This is a genomic window from Rhodothermales bacterium, from assembly GCA_034439735.1.
In the GTDB taxonomy this organism is placed as follows: domain Bacteria; phylum Bacteroidota; class Rhodothermia; order Rhodothermales; family JAHQVL01; genus JAWKNW01.
On record JAWXAX010000075.1, the window covers coordinates 23,492 to 41,170 of the forward strand.

Below are 17,679 nucleotides of genomic sequence, written 5' to 3' on the forward strand. Positions count from 1 at the left end.
TGTTCAATGGCCTTCCGACCGTCCCGTTCCGCGAAGACGAACACGGTACTCTTAACGATTATTTCGCGATTCGGCACTCCATAGGGCTGGACATCTGGCTTTTGTTTATTTAGATTCGGTCTAAGTAAGCATAGCATATCCAAATCAATGACGCCGATGGTTCTCCGCTTTCTACGCCGGCCTGGAGCCGTGCTCGGTATACTCCTTATGTTTCCCTTCGCCGCACATGCGCAGCGTGCCGGTCTTGGCGGGGTTATCGTGTCGCACGAAACCGGAGCGCCACTGCCCGGGATCAACGTATACCTGGACGGCGCTGGCGTGGGCGACATCAGCGGTCGAAATGGGGCCTATGCCATCGACGGGGCGCTGGCAGGCCGGTACCTGCTGGTGGCTCACGGCTTGGGATTCGAGACCTTTCGCGACTCGATCTCACTGTCGCCAGGCGAAACCCGGGTGCAGGACATCCGGTTGGCGGAGCGACCGGTGGACCTCGATGAGATTGTCGTCGAGCGTCTGAGCATGACGGGTGGATATGGTGGCGTGCTGGACATCCCGGGCGCGGCGCATTACATCGGGCCACGCGAGTTGGAGACCTTTTCGTTTAACGACATCCACCGCATCCTGCGCCAGGTGCCAGGGGTGCACGTGCAGGATGAAGACGGGTTCGGGCTCCGGCCGAACATCGGCATGCGGGGAACGGGGTCCGAGCGGAGTTCTAAAATCACCGTCATGGAGGATGGCATCCTGATGGCGCCGGCGCCCTACGCCGCGCCGGCCGCCTACTACTTCCCCACCGCCGGCCGCATGGAGGGCGTGGAAGTGCGCAAAGGGTCGAGCCAGATCAAATACGGCCCCTATACCACCGGCGGCGCGATCAATTTGATTTCGACCCAGATCCCCGACCGGTTCGTTGGCCGGCTCGATGCCCTCGCCGGCACCCGCGACGACCGGACGCTCCACGCGACGATCGGGCACACGATAGGCCGTGTCGGCTTCCTGGTGGAGACCTACCAGGCGCAGTCGGACGGCTTCAAATCCCTCGAAACGGGTGGCTCGACAGGATTCGACAAGAAGGACCTTATCGCGAAGCTCCGCTTCACCTCCGCGCCCCGGGCGCGGGTCTACCAGTCCCTTACCCTGAAAGCCGGCCTGACCGACGAGCGGTCCGACGAGACCTACCTCGGCCTTACCGAAGCCGACTTCGCGCAGCAGCCGTATCTGCGCTACGCCGGGTCGCAGGAGGATGTGATGGATGCCGCGCATTCGCACTTCACGGCGCGCCACGTGATCCGACCTACCGACAAGATCGACCTCACGACCACGCTGTACCGCACAAACTTCGAGCGTAACTGGTACAAGCTGGATCGTGTACAGACGGCGGCAGACGGGTTCGTGTCGATCACGGATGTGCTGGATACCCCGGAGGCGTATGGCGATGCCTACAACGCCCTGCGCGGCACGCCGGCCGCCGACGATCATCTGCTCGAGGTCAAAAACAACAATCGGACGTATTACGGCCAGGGCGTGCAGAGCATCCTGGGCATAACCCTCCCGGGCGGGCGGGCGTTGCACGAAGTGGAAGTCGGACTTCGGTTTCACCAGGACGAAGAGGATCGCTTCCAGTGGTCGGATCTGTATCGGATGGAGGCCGGCGTGGCCGGCGGCCCCGGGCAGATGGTGCTTACGGAGGCTGGCACACCCGGCACTGAAAGCAACCGAATCAGCCAGGCGCGGGCACTGGCGGCGCACGTTCAATACCGGCTCAGCGCCGGCCGGCTCACCGTGACGCCAGGCGCTCGGCTCGAGCACATCGAGCTCTCGCGGGACGACTACGGCCGGGCAGATCCCCAGAGGACAGGTTCCGCGCTCACCGCCCGCACGAACCGGGTCGACGCCTTTATGCCAGGAATTGGCATCGACAGGCAGATCGGCGTCAATGGCCATCTGTTCGCGGGCATCCACAAAGGGTTTGCGCCGCCGGATTCGCGCGAGGGCACCCGGCCAGAGCAGAGCGTCAACTACGAGTTCGGCGGCCGCTATCGCCGCGGCGTTACCGGAGCCGAGGCGGTGGTGTACTTCAGCGACTATAGTAACCTGTTGGGGGTAGATCTGGCGGCGGCCGGCGGGCAGGGCACGATCGATCAATTCAATGGCGGCGAAGTGAATGCCTACGGACTGGAGGTGTCGGCGGAGCATCCGATTGCCCCGGAGGGATCGGTGGTGCATTTCCCCATCCGGATCAGCTATACCCTCAGCCGGGCGGTTTTCCAGAACAGCTTTGACAGCGACTTCGAGGCCTGGGGGGGAGTGGCCAAAGGCGATGAATTGCCCTACCTCCCGCGTCACCGCGTGTCGTTGATCGTGGCGGCCTCCATGGACCGGGCCACGGTGAGTCTGGGGGCGGCCTATGCCGATCGAATGCGGACCCGCGCCGGCCAGAGCGCCTTTATCGACCGCGAAAGCACCGATGCGCACCTGGTGCTGGATGTGTCGGGCGAGTTTACCGTGAGCCCGAATTTGCGCTTGTTCGCCTCTGTGCGGAACGTGACAGATCAGGCGTACATCGTGGCGCGCCGGCCGGCTGGCATCCGTCCGGGGTTGCCGCGAACGGCGATCGTGGGGTTAAAAACAACCTTCTGACCGGTTGTTATCCGGGTGCGGGTGCGGCGGCGGCGGATGTGTCCGTGGGCTCCGGAAGATAAAAATGGACGATGGCGGCCATGGCCAGCATCGCGACCGAAGCCATGATCGTGTTACTCGCGTAGCCGTAGTTCGTGTAGGCCGCGCCGGCCAGGCCGCTACCGAGGCCCATACCGATCTGGCCGATGGCGATCGTGAGGCTCATGAGACTGCCGCGGCGTTCCGCCGGCACCAGCGCCGTGATGAGCGACTGGAACGGGCTGATACGCATTGCGATCATGATCATCGAGAACGCAAAAAAAGCGAACGCCATCCAGCGGCCCGAGACGAGGAACGTCGTCAGCAGCATGACGAGCCCCAGCCCGATGCACGACGACACGATGAGCGGTTTACGTCCAATCCGATCCGAAAGCTGGCCGGCCATCGGCCCCGTCGCCACGTTCATGATCCCCCCGATAAAAAAGAGGAGCACGATGTCGTTGTTCTGGAGCCCGATATAGTGTTCGAGCCACGTGGGGAGGTAGACGAGGTACATGCCGACGCTGGCGAACATGAGCACGTAGGCGAGCGTGGCGGCCGAGATTTTCGGGTCGCGGAGAAGGATTCCGTAGTTGGTGATGGCGCGGCCGATCGTCAGGCGATCCGTATTCCGGGCGACATTCGGCTGGGGGACAAATCGCCACACCAGCGCCACCGCGACCACCATCGTGAGGCCGAACACGACAAACGGCCAGCGAAAGCTATACAGGCCGGCAATGAACTTCCCGAGCGGGATGCCGGCGATCTGGCCGGCCGCCACCGCGCTCATCACCCAGCCGTTGGCCCACCCTCGCTTCTCATAGGGAAAGTAGTCGCCCACATACGACACCGCCGCTCCGCTGAGCATCCCGCCGGCGATGCCCGAGAGTCCGCGAACGGTCAGGAGCGCGAAGAAGGTGTTGGCCGCGGCGTGAAGCAGGAGCGTGATCGACATCGCGCTGCATCCGATGAGCAGGATGCGCCGCCGGCCGACCTTATCCGAAATCGGCCCGATCACCAGGGCGAATATGCCCAGCATCGCCGCGTAGATCGTTACCAGCCATCCCAGGTTGGCTTCGGGGATACCCAGTTCGCGACTGATGTTGGGTAAGATGGGGGAGACAATGATCACCTGGCTGCTGGCGGAGAACATCATGAGCCACAATGCGGCGAGCACAACACGAGGACTGGAGGATGAAGCGTCTCGCATAACTACAGATCAAGAGGGCGGCGGCAGGAGTGCATGGCCGGCATAATAAGAAGTGAGCGGGTAGCGGCGAAACGCATCACGTGCCGCGGATGTTGCGGGCGCGCCATCATTCTGCCATGTCAATGGTACGAGCCCGGGCGCTCCAGGGCCGGGGCGCCATGTTACGGAGGCTTAATACTGGGATAACATAATGGTAACACATGGAGGCTACACTGGCGTCCAAACCCACCGTTGGTTCTCCCGGTATCGATAGCAACGCTCTGAACATAATGAAATCGCGCCCATCCGGACGACTTTTCCTGTTGATTTTTGGAAGTCTGCTGTTCTTCTCCACGCCCCTTTTCGCTCAAAAAGGCGCCATCACCGGCGTCGTCGTCGATGCCGAGACGGGCGAAACCCTTATTGGGGCAAACGTGCTGATTGAAGGCACGGCGACGGGTACCACAACCGATTTCGACGGCCGCTACGCCATTCACGCGCTCGATGCCGGCATGTATTCGGTCGTGTTCTCGTATATCGGCTATAACTCGGTCACTGTCTCCGGCGTAGAGGTCGTCGCGGATGAGACCGTTCGCGTGGACATCACACTAAGCGCCGAGGCCATCGGGCTGGGCGAGGTGATCGTCGAGGCGCGTGCCGTGCAAAACACGGAGGCTTCGCTGCTCCGCGAACGCCAGAAATCGATTTCCGTCAGCGACGCCATCAGCGCCGAGGCCATCTCCCGCTCCGGCAGCGGCGACGCCGCCGGCGCGATGACCAAAGTGACAGGCGCCTCGGTGGTCGGGGGCAAATACGTCTACATCCGCGGCCTCGGCGAGCGGTACTCGAGCACCCAGCTCAATGGCGCCACGCTTCCGAGCGCCGACCCGGACAAGCAGGCGTTCCAGCTGGACCTCTTCCCGACGAGCCTGCTCGACAACATCGTCACGACCAAGACCTTCACGCCGGACAAGCCGGGTTCGTTCACGGGCGGCCTCGTCAACGTCGGCACGAAGAACTTCCCGGATACGTTCACACTCCAGTTTACCACGTCCTCCTCGTACAACGACCAGTCCAGCCTCTCAAATAGCTTCCTGAGCTACGACCTTGGCGACCTCGACTGGCTCGGCTACGACGACGGCAACCGGGACATCCCGGCGATCTTCCAGGATCCGAATCTCCAGATCCCCACCGAGGTCGAGGCCCGTTTCGATCCCACCAAGGCCCAACTGCTCGACAACGTCTCCCGCGCCTTCCGGCCGGAGATGGAGCCCACCGTGGCCCGCGCGCCGGTCAATAGCGGCTTCTCTATGGCGTTCGGCAATCAGATTCCTTTCCTCGGCCGGCCGCTCGGCGTCATCGCCAGCCTGACGTATAATCGCGCGACATCGTTCTACGACAACGGCGCCGCTGGCCGCTACGAACTCGTCGGTGGCACCGTCCAGCAGATCGACCAGTTGACTCCGCTGCGCAACCTGGTCGATACCCGCGGATCCCAGGAAGCCAACTGGGGTGGCGTGGCCACGCTGTCCTATAAGCCGCACCCGAATCACGAACTGTCCACGACATTTCTGCGGACCCAGAACGGCACTTCGGATACCCGCTACCTCGAAGGGTTCTGGCAGGACCTGTCGGGTAATTCGACCTTTCAGACCCGCGTACTGGGCTACCAGGAACGCAGCCTGAATTCGCTGCAGTTTAAAGGCGAACATGCCGTGCGGACCGTGACAGCCGAGTGGCGCGCCTCGTTTGCGACCAGCGTGCAGGACGAGCCTGATCTTCGCTACTTCTCGAACCACTTCACCCTTGTTGACGCCGATACGGTATACCAGAAGCCGGCCTCGCTCTACCCCTCGCCGGCGCGGTTCTTCCGCAACCTGGAGGAGCAGAACCAGGAGTATGGATTGGACCTCTCGGTGCCGTTTAAACTCGCCGGCAAAAGCAGCAAGGTCATGTTCGGCGGCAATTATATCGACGTACATCGCGACTTTAACGAGCGCCGGTTCGAGTACCGCCAGGGCGCAGGGTTCTCCTACAGCGCCTTCGGCGGCGACAACGACGCGTTTTTTGCTTCCACCGGCATCATCGGCACCGGCACGGCCGGCCGGCCGACCTTCGGCAACTACATCATCGACGCGTCGTCCCTCAAGAGCAACTACACAGGCGACCAGACGATCTCGGCCGGCTATGCCATGGCCGACTTACTCCTCACACGGAAGCTGCGCCTCATTGGCGGCGTGCGCCTCGAAGCGACCCGCATGACCACCCAGAGCGCCGACAGCGCCCTCGTCGCCGGCCGGCTGGAGAACGACGATTATCTGCCCTCTGTCAACCTGGTCTATGCACTCACCGACAACATGAACCTGCGCGCCGCGGCCACGCAGACGCTGGCTCGCCCCACGTTCCGCGAGCTGGCGCCCTACGCAACGTTCGACTTCGTGGGCGACTTCGTTTTCTCGGGTAGCTCGAACCTCAAGCGGACGCTCGTCACGAACTACGACCTTCGGTGGGAGTGGTTTGTGCGCCCCGGTGAGATCCTCGCCGTCAGCGGATTCTACAAGGGCTTCGAAAACCCGATCGAGCGCGTGATCCAGACCAGCGTCGGCAACAACACGATGTCGATCCAGAACGTGGCGACCGGTCGGGTCGTCGGGGCCGAGTTCGAGTTCCGCCGCCGGCTCGACGCCTTCGCGTCGATCCTGGAGAATTTCGATGTCGGCGGCAACCTCGCCCTGGTGCATTCCGAGGTGGACATCCCCGAGGAAGAACTCATGGTCATCCGCTCGGCGGATGCCGAGGCGGCCACGAGCCGTCCGCTCGAAGGCCAGTCGCCCTTCGTCGTCAACTTCGACCTCACCTACCAGAAGCCCGAATGGGGCTCGATAGCCAGCATCTACTACAACGCCTTCGGCGATCGCCTCCGCGTGGTGTCCGAAGGCGCTGCGCCGGACATCTACGAGCGCGCCCGCGGGACGGTGGATATCATCTACTCCCAGCGGATCTGGCGTAGCGTGAGCCTCAAGTTCGCCGTCAAGAACATCACGGACAGCGATGCGACGCTGAGCCAGTCGTTTAAAGACATCGACTACGTCTACCAGCAGTTCGAAGCGGGCAGAACGTACTCGCTCAGCTTTACCTACAAAGTTGAATAGCGGCGAACGCGGCTTGATGGCCTGTTCCAGCGAACAGCGCGCGGGGTGGCTCAGATGAGCCACCCCGACGTGTTTCTGGGAGGTGTTAAGCCATCGTTACCGAATCGTTGCGGTACTATGACCAACTCGTCTGCCGCCGCACTCAAACCCACCACGGCTATACTCACCAACACATAAGAGCATCATGCAACGGCTACTACTTCTTGCGTTTACGATTATCGCGCTGCCTATGGCCGCGTTTGCACAACCGGAGATCCGCGTGACGGACGCGGACATTGCTCCAGGTTCGGTGACGACGTGGACGTCGGCGAACACGTACATCCTGGACGGTGTGGTGTTCGTGGAAGACGGCGCGACGCTGATCATCGAGCCGGGTACGGTGATCAAGGCGGAATCGGGCCAGGGCAACGAGGCCTCGGCGCTGGTTGTGACGAAGGACGCGACGATCCTGGCGGAAGGGACGGCTTCGACCCCGATCGTGTTCACGTCGGTGCTGGACAACGGGAGCCTGACGTTCCAGGACCGCGGCCTGTGGGGCGGCGTGGTGATCCTGGGCCAGGCCTCGACAAACAACCCGACGGACGGCGGCGTGAAGGAGGTAGAGGGAATCAATGAGATCGTGGCCGAGGGAGACGACCGGGCAGAGTACGGTGGCACGGACGACGCGCACAACTCGGGCATCTTCCGGTACGTTTCGATCCGCCACTCGGGAATCGCGGTGGGCGACCAGGCCGGCAACGAGATCCAGGGCCTGACCCTCGGCGGCGTGGGCTCGGGCACGGTGATCGAATACGTGGAGTCGTTCGCAAGCGCGGACGACGGGTTCGAGTGGTTCGGGGGTACGGTGAACACGAAGTACCTGGTGTCGGCGTTCAACGAAGACGACGCGTTCGACTGGGACGAAGGGTACCGCGGCAAGGGCCAGTTCTGGTTCGCGATCCAGGGGAACGACGTGGGTGGCCGTACGGCGGAGCAGGACGGCGCGCTGGGGAACGAGTTTTTCGAGCCGTATTCGATCCCTCAGCTCTCGAACGTGACGTACATCGGCCCGGACGCCGGCACGGCGGAAGGGGACGGCGCGGAGATGCTGATCTTCCGTGACAACAGCGGCGGCAAGTACTGGAATTCGATCTTCACGGAGTACAGCGCATTGACCGGCGGGAACGGGATTCTGGTGGAAGTGGTGGCGGGCGATGCGAACAAGCCGGCGGACAGCGAGGACCGGATGGCGAACGGCGATCTGGTGCTGGCGAACAACCTGTGGTGGGGCTTCGGGGACAACTCGATCGGAGCGATCGCGCCGCAGGACTTTGTTCAGACCCACCTGCTGGCGAACGCAAACCGGATCGCGAACCCGCAGCTTCGGGGGGTGAGTCGTGAGGCGGACGGCGGCCTGGACCCTCGGCCGGCGGTGGGCAGCCCGGCACTCGACGCCACCCAGGTGGCCGACCCGGGCGATGCGTTTTTTACGACGGTCCCCTACGTGGGGGCCTTTGGCGATGAAAATTGGTTGGTGGGATGGACCGCTCTGGGCGCACTAGGCTTCACGACCGGCGTCGCCATCGAGCCGATCTCCAGCGAAGTGCCGTCGTTCTTCGCGCTGAAGCAGAACTACCCGAATCCGTTTAACCCGACGACGACGATCGAATTCCAGCTGGTCAGCGCCGGCGCGATCCGCCTCGCGGTGTACGACGTGCTGGGCCGCGAAGTGGCCCTGCTCGCCGACGGCGTCCAGCCTGCCGGCACGTACAGCGTCCGCTTCGACGCGCGGGACATGGCTTCGGGTCTTTACTTCTACACGCTGGAGGGTAACGGGGTTAACAGCACCCGCAAGATGCTGCTGATCAAGTAAAGACGCTATAGCATCGGTTTCGGGGGGACGCTGGCGATCGCCGGCGTCCCCCCTTTTTGTATCCACCAGGACGGCACCATAATTTGCTAATCCGGCGATCATCATCCGGTAATCCCGTTCTCGTATCCTCTCCTATCAGGACACACGCCCGATCTGGGCTCATTCTGGCTAGAACACGGCTTACGGGCTATGGGGAACGGCGGACCCAATCGATACCGTACGATCTGGATCTCGGATTTTCACCTCGGCACCCGCCACATGAAGGCGGAGGCCCTGCTCGACTTTCTCCGCTGCAATGAATCGGAATACCTCTACCTCGTCGGCGATATCTTCGACGGCTGGGCACTCGGGAAAGCCTGGTACTGGCCGCAGGCTCACAACGATATCATCCAGAAGATTCTTCGAAAGGCCCGAAAAGGCACGCGGGTGACCTACATCCCCGGCAATCATGACGAGTTTGCGCGCGGCTTCGTGGATCAGCAATTCGGGGGGATCGTAACACGGTTGAATGCCATGCACACCACCTGTGACGGCAGGCAATTCATCGTCTTGCATGGCGACGAGTTTGACGGGGTCGTCCAGTACGCGCAGTGGCTGTCGGTCCTCGGCGCGCGCGCCTATCAGTTGACACTCAGCGCCAATTACTGGTACAACCGGCTACGAAAACGCCTGAACCTGCCGTACTGGTCGCTTTCCGCGTATGTGAAGTATAAGACGAAGCGGGCGGTGCAGCACATCGCTCATTTTGAACGGTTTGTAGCGCAAGAAGCCCGCAAATACGAAGTGGATGGGGTGATCTGTGGCCACATCCACCACGCGGAGATGCGAACGATCGATGGCGTGCAGTATGGCAACTCCGGCGATTGGGTGGAGAGTTGCACGGCGCTCGTCGAACACGTGGACGGTACGCTCGAGATCATTCGCTGGGACGGTTCTACCGATGCCGGTGAAAATTCGGGCAATGAATCGGGCCACGATGAACTAGAGCTTCCCCTGCGATTCGCCATGAACGGCTTACATCCTCACTGAACTGGTGCGATCTCGGTTGTTTCGCCGGCGTACCGAGCTCGTATGCCCATGACTCCACTGAACTGCCTGTTTATCGTCCAGGGTGAAGGGCGCGGTCACATGACCCAGGCCCTCGCCCTCAAGGCTATCCTCGAAGACGCCGGCCACCGAGTCGCCGGCGTGCTGATGGGAAAAAGCAGCGGCCGGCGGGTGCCCACGTTTTTTACCGAGAAAATTGGCACACCGGTCACCTATTTCGATAGCCCCAACTTCGCGTTGGACGCCACGCAGAAATCGGTCGATATGGGCGCCACTATCGTCCAGAACGTACGCATGGGCGGCGCCTTTCGAGCGAGCATCGACACGATCCACACCGCGATCGAAGCCACGCGACCAGACGTCATTGTCAACTTCTTCGAGCCGCTGTTTGGGGCGTATGTGCTGCTGTACCGGCCGACGGCGCCGGTGGTGTGCATCGGGCATCAGTACATGTACCACCACCCCGTCTATCCTTTTCCGCCGGGCATGTGGGCCCAGCGGTTCGGCGCCAAAAATTTCACCCGGCTCTCATCGTTTGGGGCGTCGCGCCGGCTGGCGCTCTCCTATTACCCCGCGCCGTCGCGTCCGCGCCTCGCTGTCCTCCCCCCGCTCCTGCGCCCCGAAGTGTTCGAGCAGCCCCTGGATGCCACGATAGAAGAGCCGTTTTATCTGATGTACCTGCTCAACCAGGGGTACGCCGACGAAGTCATCGCCTGGCACCGGCATCATCCGGAGCGCCGGTTGCACTGCTTCTGGGACAACCCGCAGACTCCCGAGCCGTGGGATTATTCGCCGACCCTCACGTTTCATCCGCTGAGCGATCGGAAATTTCTGGAGATGATGGCCCGATGCAGCGGGCTTGTCTGCACGGCCGGCTTCGAATCCACCTGCGAAGCCATGTACTATGGCAAGACGATCCTCGCCGTGCCGGTCCGCGGACACGCGGAGCAATACTGGAACGCGCTCGACCTCGCCGGCTTCGGCGGCGGCGTCTATGCCGCGTCGTTTGAGATCGAGCGTCTGGAAGAAGCCCGCAACGTCCTCCTGCCTCCCACGCAGATCTTCCGCGCCTGGGTGGACCAGGCCCCCGAACGGTATCTCCGCGAAATCGAAGGGGTCGTTGCCAGCAGAAACCTCTCGATTCGATGAAAAAAGCCCGACTCCTTACGGGGAGCCGGGCTCTTGCTTCGAATGCTACGCATCAGCATCCCTAACCGATGGTCAAGGTACGACCGCCCTGCCGGCCTCGCTGAAAGGAACTGTTAAGAAACGAGTGTAAGGGTTTCGCCGACGTCTCGACTAGCCAGTAGCCTGTGAAAAGACGCGTAGCGGGATGCCGTACTTGCCGGGGAAGCCATCAGGGGCACCCGTCACGGCAATCCACAGAGATGACGTCATGAGATCCTCCTTTCTGAATGAATCGTCCCAGCCTGGCCACGCGACCGGGCACCCGTCGAATCCCCCGCCCGTCCGCTGGGCGCCCAGGCACGCCGTCAATGAGCTGAGTAAGCGATTCGCGCAACGCGTGGATCGGTTCACGGCGTGCGACCTCAGCTATGGCCTGGCGTTGCCCGCCGGCCTGGTGCTGGCGCTGGGGGTCGTCGTTCTGGCATTCCACATCCCCGTTTCGAGCCACTCGGACTACACGATCGTGGAGGTGCGGCAGGAGTTGGTGACGCTCGAGGAGATCCTTCAAACGCGCCAGGAGTTGCCGCCGCCGGCACCACCCCGCCCGCCGGTGCCCATCGAAGTACCGAACGACCAGGTGCTCGACGAAAGCGTCGAACTGCAATTCGATGCCTCCCTTGATCTGGATGAAGCCCTTGTGGACGTAAAACCTCCTCCTCCTCCGCCGACGGTGGAAGAAGAGGAGGAAGTGTCGAACGAAATCTTCGTGGCCGTCGAAGACATGCCTGTCCTGATCGGTGGGTTGTCCAGCCTTACATCGGCCATCGAATACCCGGAGATGGCGCGTAAGGCCGGGGTCGAGGGAAGGGTGATCGTGCAGATCATCATTGACGAACAGGGGATTCCGCGAGACCCCATCATCGTCCGCTCGGTGAGCGGTCTCTTGGACGAAGAGGCCATGCGGGCCGTGATGTTACAGCGGTTCACGCCGGGCCGGCAACGCGGACGCGCCGTGAAAGTAAAGCTGGCCATTCCCGTGATGTTCAGGCTGCGTAACGTCAGTGCCAACTAAATCGGCAACGAAACGCTTGAAATGGGTATACACGGCAGGCCCCAAACGTCTAGGTAAATAAGAGCGGCTCGAGGAGCCAGGCGCGCCGTTTCATCCCGAGACGGCGCGCCGTATCTTCGCCGACCCCTATGACGTCTTTGCACCCCGTTTCTGCATGAAATACCGCTGGGTCCTGCGCCCCTACGAAAAGCCGGAGATCACCGCCCGGCTTCAGTGCGACCTCAACAACCTGCCGGAAGCCCTGGTGCGCGCTCTGGTGCTCCGTGGCATCGAGGACTTCGACCAGGCGAAGCACTATTTCCGGCCATCCCTCGCGCATCTCCATGATCCCTTTTTGATGAAGGATATGGACGTCGCGGCCGACCGCATCGTTCGGGCCATCGAGGCCGGCGAGTCCATCCTGGTGTTTGGCGACTACGACGTGGACGGTACGACGGCCGCCGCCCTCATGACCCGCTTCCTCCGTGAACAGGGCGCCGATGCCCAGTTTTTTATCCCGGACCGGATCGAGCACGGGTATGGGCTCAACACCACCGCCATCGACCGCGCCGCCGACGCCGGCCGCTCGCTGATGATCGCGCTCGACTGCGGCATCACGGCTCATGCCGAGGCTTCGCACGCCCGCGCTCGCGGCGTCGACCTCGTGATCTGCGACCATCACAAGGCGCTCGACACCGTGCCGGACGCCGTCGCCGTGCTGGACCCCAAACGCAACGACTGCAGCTACCCGTTCAAAGAGCTCTCCGGCTGCGGTATCGGCTTCAAGGTGATCCAGGCCGTTCTCGCGCGCCGCGGCCAGCCTGCCGAGGACGCCTTTGCTTACCTCGACCTCGTTGCGATCTCGACGGCCAGCGACATCGTCCCCCTGGAGGGCGAAAACCGGGTGTTGATGATCGAAGGGTTGAAGCGGCTACAAGAAAAACCGAGCCTCGGCGTCCGGGTGCTCGCCCGAACGGCCGGCGTGGACCTGGCGGCCTGCACGACCTCCGACATCGTGTTCGGCCTCGGGCCCCGCATCAACGCGGCCGGCCGGCTCGGCGACGCCAGCCGGGCCGTCGAACTCCTCCTGGCGGAGGATGAGGACGTGGCCAGCTCGCTGGCCGAGGCGCTCGAGAAGGTCAACCTGGAACGGCGCACGCTCGATCAGGAAACGGTGCGCGAGGCGACGGTGCTCGCCGAGCGTCAGCTGGGGAGCCGGTATCCCCACGCCGTCGTCGTCCACCGCGACACGTGGCACCCCGGCGTGATCGGCATCGTCGCGAGCCGGCTCGTCGAGCGGTTTTATCGCCCCACCGTCATGCTGGCCACCGTCAACAACCAGATCAAAGGCTCGGCGCGCTCGATCAGCGGTATCAATATCTACGACGCCCTGAAGGGGTGTTCGGATCTGCTCAAAACCTTTGGAGGGCACGATTTTGCCGCAGGCCTCGCGCTCGAGCGCTCCAACCTCGAAGCATTCCAGGCGCGGTTCAACGAGGTCGTGGGGTCCATGATCACGGCCGACATGCTCAGTCCGTCCATCTCCGTCGACTCCACCGTGGACCTCGCCCAGGTCGACGGCATCCAGGGGCGGTTCTGGAAAGTGCTCAAGCAGTTCGCTCCGTTCGGGCCGGCGAATCACAAGCCCGTGTTCCATGCCCGCGACGTCGTCCTCGCCGGCGATCCCCGCCTCATCGGGAAGGACGGCAGCCACATCAAGTTCAGCGTCCGCGGGCAGGGTGCGGCCGCGTTGCCGCTGGACGCCATCGGGTTTGATATGAAGGACCACTTCGACGCCCTCCTGGCGAGCCGCCGGCAGGGCCGGCCTATCGAACTGTTGTTTTCGATCGAAGAAAATACCTGGAACGGATCGACCACCCTCCAGCTCAAAACGCGTGATCTCCGGTTACAGGGCGAGGCCCCCACGTTCGGCGAATCGGCGGCCGCTTAACCCGCTCCTCCGGCCGGCCGATACCCTCACCTCACCGGCCGCATACGCCCCATCGCCCCACGATCTCCGGCCGATTTCGAAAACGCTTACGCAGCCGCCCGTGGCCGCGTGCCCGCGCAACGACGTACTAGATGACGTCTGATCGCGCACGGCATGCCTCCAGAGCGGCGCCCCCGGCCGGCCCGGGCATGCGGCTTTCGCCACCAGACATCCCCCTCTCGATGGCGGTTCGCCCCCTCCCGCTGTACCCTCCTCCATTTACGACGACAGGACCAGCCATGGCTACTCCGATCGCTACGATCCGTGGGCGGCGGTGTGTGTGTTGGATCCGGGACCACGCCGCCGGCGTGACGCTGCCCGGGATCGTTTTGTTAGGTGTCCTCATCACCTGGCCCGCCAGCGGCCAGGTGGCTCCTTCCTTCGAAAAAAGGACAGTGGATGCCGATTTCGACGGGATGCACGCCGTCGAAGCCGCCGATATGGACGGCGACGGCGACATCGATCTGCTCGGCGCCGCGATGAACGCCAGCGACATCGTCTGGTGGGAAAACGGCGATGGAGCCGGCGGCGCATGGACCAAGCACATCGTCGCGGACGCCTTTGCTAGCGCCCGCTATGTCGTCGCCGCCGACCTCGACGGCGACGGCGACCATGACCTCGTCGGCGCGGCGGCGGTCGCCGACGCGATCGTCTGGTGGGAAAACGCCGACGGAGCGGCCGGCGCCTGGAATGCCCATACCGTCACCGATTCGTTCGACTTCGCCATGCACGTCCGCGTGGCCGACCTCGACGGAGACGGCGACCCGGACCTCGTAGGCGCTGCCCTCAAGGCCGACGCCATTCTCTGGTGGGAAAACGCCGACGGAGCGGCTGGCGCCTGGACGGAACACACCGTCGACGCCGCCTTCGACGGCGCCCGGCAGGTGGCGCTGGTCGACCTCGATGGGGATGGCGACACCGATATCCTCGGCGCCGCGGATGTGGGCGACGAGATGGCCTGGTGGGAAAATGCCAACGCGGCTTCCGCATGGACGAAACACCCGATCGACCCCAATTTCGACGGTGCCAACTCCGTACATGCGATCGACCTCGACGGCGACGGCGACCTCGACGTGCTCGGCTCCGCCGACGCGGCCGATCAGGTGGCCTGGTGGCAGAACGATGGCACGGCCCTGAACTGGACGCGTCGGGCCGTCGACGCCTCATTCGACGGCGCCTTCTCCACGTTTCCGTCTGATCTCGATGGCGACGGCGATCTGGATGTTGTTGCCGCGGCCGCCGAAGGAGACCTCGTCGCCTGGTGGGAAAACGTACAGGGCGATGGCGTGACCTGGCGCGAGCATCCAGTAGAGGATTTCTTCGAATTCGCGACCCATGTCTGCGCCGCGGATGTAGATGGGGATGGGGATCAGGACCTGATTGGCGGACGCTTCGGCGGAGAAGTAGCGTGGTGGGAAAACACGCCCGACCATCCCGTGCTACCCGTCGACCTGGTGACGTTCGATCTGATGGCATCCGGCGGCGAAGTGACGCTCCGGTGGGAGACCGCCTCCGAGACCAACAACGCCGGCTTCGAGGTGCAGCGCGCCGTGGAGGGCCGCTTTTATCCGCTCGCGTTTGTGACGGGGGCCGGCACGACGGCCTCCCCGCAGAGCTATCGGTTCACCGTGAGCGGCATCGGCGCGGGTCGGCAGCTGTTTCGGCTCAAGCAGGTCGACTTCGACGGGCGCTTTTCCTACAGCCCGGAGCGCACTGTCGCCGTACCCATGGCCGGAACCCACGAACAGACAACCGTCTACCCAAACCCGTTTAACCCGCGAGCGCAGTTCACCCTTACGCTCGGGGCGTCGCAACAGGTGCGGCTGGAAGTGTTTGATATGATGGGCCGCCGCGTGGCCGTGTTGCACGATGGGGCGCTGGAGGCCGAGCGGCCGTATGGGTTTATGTTCGACGCCGGCGGGCTTCCAGGAGGGCTTTACCTGTTCCAGGCGACGGGGGACCTCTTCACCACTACCGAATCCGCTCTACTGGTCAAGTAACTGTCGTTCAGGCAGCCGTCAGGAGACCGGCACGATGAAGCAGCGGCAGAGGAGGATGTTCTCGAACGAGCCCTTCGGGTCGCCAGGGTAATCGATTTTTTCGTCGGAGACGAGGAACGAGTCGTAAAGCCCCACTTCCTGGCGTTCGACGAGTTGGTGGGCGCGGCGGACTTTTTCGTCGCGCTGCGTGATCCAGCATTTGCGGTCGACCTTACCTGTGCTCTTGAAGTTTTCCACGCGCGTTTTATTCTCGGCCGTGTGGAGGAACGTGTCCGTCACGAGCCAGGCGAGCACGAACGCCTCGAGCCGGCTGTAGCCACGGCACGTGGAGGCGATGCCGTCGGTGATGCGGTCGATCGTCGGGCCGTAGTCCAGCATCCGGGTCTGGGCGTAGGGGCCGAGGTGGGCGGGGTCGATTTTAGGCGGGCGGTTCAGAAAGCGCGTGGTGCGTTTGAGGAACCCGAGCGAGTCTTCGTCTTCTCCTTCGTTTTCCTCGTTGGGGTCGTAGTCCAGCGGCAGGCAACGCGCGAGCACGCGGTGTACGTCCATCTTCACGATCAGCTTGAACTTTTCGAGCAGCTGACGCAGCGCTTCTTCATTGCCGCGGTTGATGACGATCTTGACGTTGTAAACCTCCGTGTAAATGCTATAGTCGAACGCACCGGTCTCCATGCCGTTAAGCAAAAACGCGCTGATCTGGGGGTCGATTTTATCGCCCAGGCCACGTAGCAACAGAGAGAGTTCGTGACGCATAGGCGTCTGTTTAGCGGGCTATTAGACAGTGGTACCGGATAGCGACGTGGCCGGCGAGATGTGGGTCAGTATGAAGCAGCGTCGTCAATCGTGTAGCGCACGGGTTGTGCGCAGGATTTGCCGAGAGTGGCGAAAGGTAATGTATCGCCAGGAATGCATAAACGGTAAGGACATACTTTATCGTAATCTTTACGAAATACAGGCGTCACGGACGAATTTTTACGGCCTGAATGTAATTAGTAGGTATAGGCTGTCTTGCAGAGCCCCTGCTGTCCCCACCGGAGCGGTTGGGCGCGTTGCTTATCGCCAAAATAATTTGTAAATCAGGGGAGTTTTTCGCGACCGCCTCGTCTGGACCGCCCGCTTCCCTCCGGAACACGGGTGGCTTAACGACGGAGGGCGTGCTTCCACTCGCTGTGTCTGGCAGGCTCTGACCGTAATGAACGTAGTCTTCACCTGGCTCGATTGGTTCTGGGTCGTCATGTTTCTGGTGCTGATGATCGGTAGCGGGGTATTGTTTTACCGATTGGGTAAGCGGTCGGAGTCCGACTTCTTCCTTGCCGGCCGCGGCCTGCCGTGGTGGCTGCCGGCGTCATCCGTCTATGCCACCCACACTGCCACCGACACCCCCATGTGGATCACGGGCGTGATCTATAAATACGGGATGGTCGGGATCTGGTACACGTTTTTCTCCGCCTGGGCCGCCATCAGCGCGTTTGTCTCCACGCGGATTTTCAGGCGTTCGCTGGCCTACACGCAGGCGGAGTGGAACGTGATCCGGTTTACCGGGCTCGGGGCGGAAATGATGCGGGGGTGGATGGCCGGCTGGCAGGTGTTCATGAACATGTTCATCCTGGGC

Annotated in this window: 11 protein-coding genes; 9 read left to right on the plus strand and 2 right to left on the minus strand. The window is 62.7% G+C overall.

Annotated elements, in window-relative coordinates; all coding sequences use genetic code 11:
• The first annotated feature begins 156 nt into the window (after positions 1-156).
• Positions 157-2,640: a TonB-dependent receptor gene (locus SH809_05850; GenBank protein ID MDZ4699209.1), complete on the plus strand. Its 2,484-nt coding sequence runs from the start codon at positions 157-159 to the stop codon at positions 2,638-2,640.
• Positions 2,641-2,647: 7 nt separating this feature from the next.
• Here the strand turns inward: SH809_05850 and SH809_05855 are convergent, their stop codons facing one another.
• Positions 2,648-3,868, minus strand: coding sequence for an MFS transporter (locus SH809_05855; GenBank protein ID MDZ4699210.1), 1,221 nt, complete (start codon positions 3,866-3,868; stop codon positions 2,648-2,650).
• Between the two features lie 269 nt (positions 3,869-4,137).
• On the opposite strand from SH809_05855, the gene SH809_05860 reads away from it, so the two are divergent.
• From SH809_05860 to SH809_05890, 7 genes are all read left to right on the plus strand, one after another.
• Positions 4,138-6,999 carry a TonB-dependent receptor gene (locus SH809_05860; GenBank protein ID MDZ4699211.1) on the plus strand — a complete coding sequence of 954 codons (2,862 nt, stop codon included), beginning with the start codon at positions 4,138-4,140 and terminating at the stop codon, positions 6,997-6,999.
• Positions 7,000-7,183: 184 nt separating this feature from the next.
• Positions 7,184-8,851, plus strand: coding sequence for a T9SS type A sorting domain-containing protein (locus tag SH809_05865; GenBank protein ID MDZ4699212.1), 1,668 nt, complete (start codon positions 7,184-7,186; stop codon positions 8,849-8,851).
• Positions 8,852-9,040: 189 nt separating this feature from the next.
• Entirely contained in the window at positions 9,041-9,880 is an 840-nt protein-coding gene (locus SH809_05870) for a UDP-2,3-diacylglucosamine diphosphatase (GenBank protein ID MDZ4699213.1), read from the plus strand.
• A 42-nt stretch (positions 9,881-9,922) separates the two neighbouring features.
• Positions 9,923-11,047: a glycosyltransferase family protein gene (locus SH809_05875; protein MDZ4699214.1), complete on the plus strand. Its 1,125-nt coding sequence runs from the start codon at positions 9,923-9,925 to the stop codon at positions 11,045-11,047.
• Positions 11,048-11,294: 247 nt separating this feature from the next.
• Entirely contained in the window at positions 11,295-12,098 is an 804-nt protein-coding gene (locus SH809_05880) for an energy transducer TonB (protein MDZ4699215.1), read from the plus strand.
• A gap of 154 nt (positions 12,099-12,252) precedes the next feature.
• A complete protein-coding gene (recJ, locus tag SH809_05885; GenBank protein MDZ4699216.1) occupies positions 12,253-14,028 on the plus strand; it encodes a single-stranded-DNA-specific exonuclease RecJ in 1,776 nt (591 codons plus the stop codon).
• A 278-nt stretch (positions 14,029-14,306) separates the two neighbouring features.
• Positions 14,307-16,067: an FG-GAP-like repeat-containing protein gene (locus SH809_05890; GenBank protein MDZ4699217.1), complete on the plus strand. Its 1,761-nt coding sequence runs from the start codon at positions 14,307-14,309 to the stop codon at positions 16,065-16,067.
• Positions 16,068-16,085: 18 nt separating this feature from the next.
• Here SH809_05890 and SH809_05895 read toward each other — a convergent pair whose 3' ends face one another.
• Positions 16,086-16,820, minus strand: a complete 735-nt coding sequence (locus SH809_05895; GenBank protein MDZ4699218.1) for a hypothetical protein — start codon at positions 16,818-16,820, stop codon at positions 16,086-16,088.
• A 439-nt stretch (positions 16,821-17,259) separates the two neighbouring features.
• Between SH809_05895 and SH809_05900 the strand changes: the two genes are divergently transcribed.
• Positions 17,260-17,679: sodium:solute symporter (locus tag SH809_05900; GenBank protein ID MDZ4699219.1), on the plus strand; the 420-nt coding region annotated here is incomplete at its 3' end.

Excerpts from the sequence above, each read along its gene's own strand:
- SH809_05860 (MDZ4699211.1), top strand. The coding sequence starts at position 4,138 with ATGAAATCGCGCCCATCCGGACGACTTTTCCTGTTGATTTTTGGAAGT.
- SH809_05890 (MDZ4699217.1), top strand. The coding sequence starts at position 14,307 with ATGGCTACTCCGATCGCTACGATCCGTGGGCGGCGGTGTGTGTGTTGG.
- SH809_05855 (MDZ4699210.1), bottom strand. The coding sequence starts at position 3,868 with ATGCGAGACGCTTCATCCTCCAGTCCTCGTGTTGTGCTCGCCGCATTG.
- SH809_05870 (MDZ4699213.1), top strand. The coding sequence starts at position 9,041 with ATGGGGAACGGCGGACCCAATCGATACCGTACGATCTGGATCTCGGAT.
- SH809_05850 (MDZ4699209.1), top strand. The coding sequence starts at position 157 with ATGGTTCTCCGCTTTCTACGCCGGCCTGGAGCCGTGCTCGGTATACTC.
- SH809_05895 (MDZ4699218.1), bottom strand. The coding sequence starts at position 16,820 with ATGCGTCACGAACTCTCTCTGTTGCTACGTGGCCTGGGCGATAAAATC.
- recJ (MDZ4699216.1), top strand. The coding sequence starts at position 12,253 with ATGAAATACCGCTGGGTCCTGCGCCCCTACGAAAAGCCGGAGATCACC.
- SH809_05865 (MDZ4699212.1), top strand. The coding sequence starts at position 7,184 with ATGCAACGGCTACTACTTCTTGCGTTTACGATTATCGCGCTGCCTATG.
- SH809_05880 (MDZ4699215.1), top strand. The coding sequence starts at position 11,295 with ATGAGATCCTCCTTTCTGAATGAATCGTCCCAGCCTGGCCACGCGACC.
- SH809_05875 (MDZ4699214.1), top strand. The coding sequence starts at position 9,923 with ATGCCCATGACTCCACTGAACTGCCTGTTTATCGTCCAGGGTGAAGGG.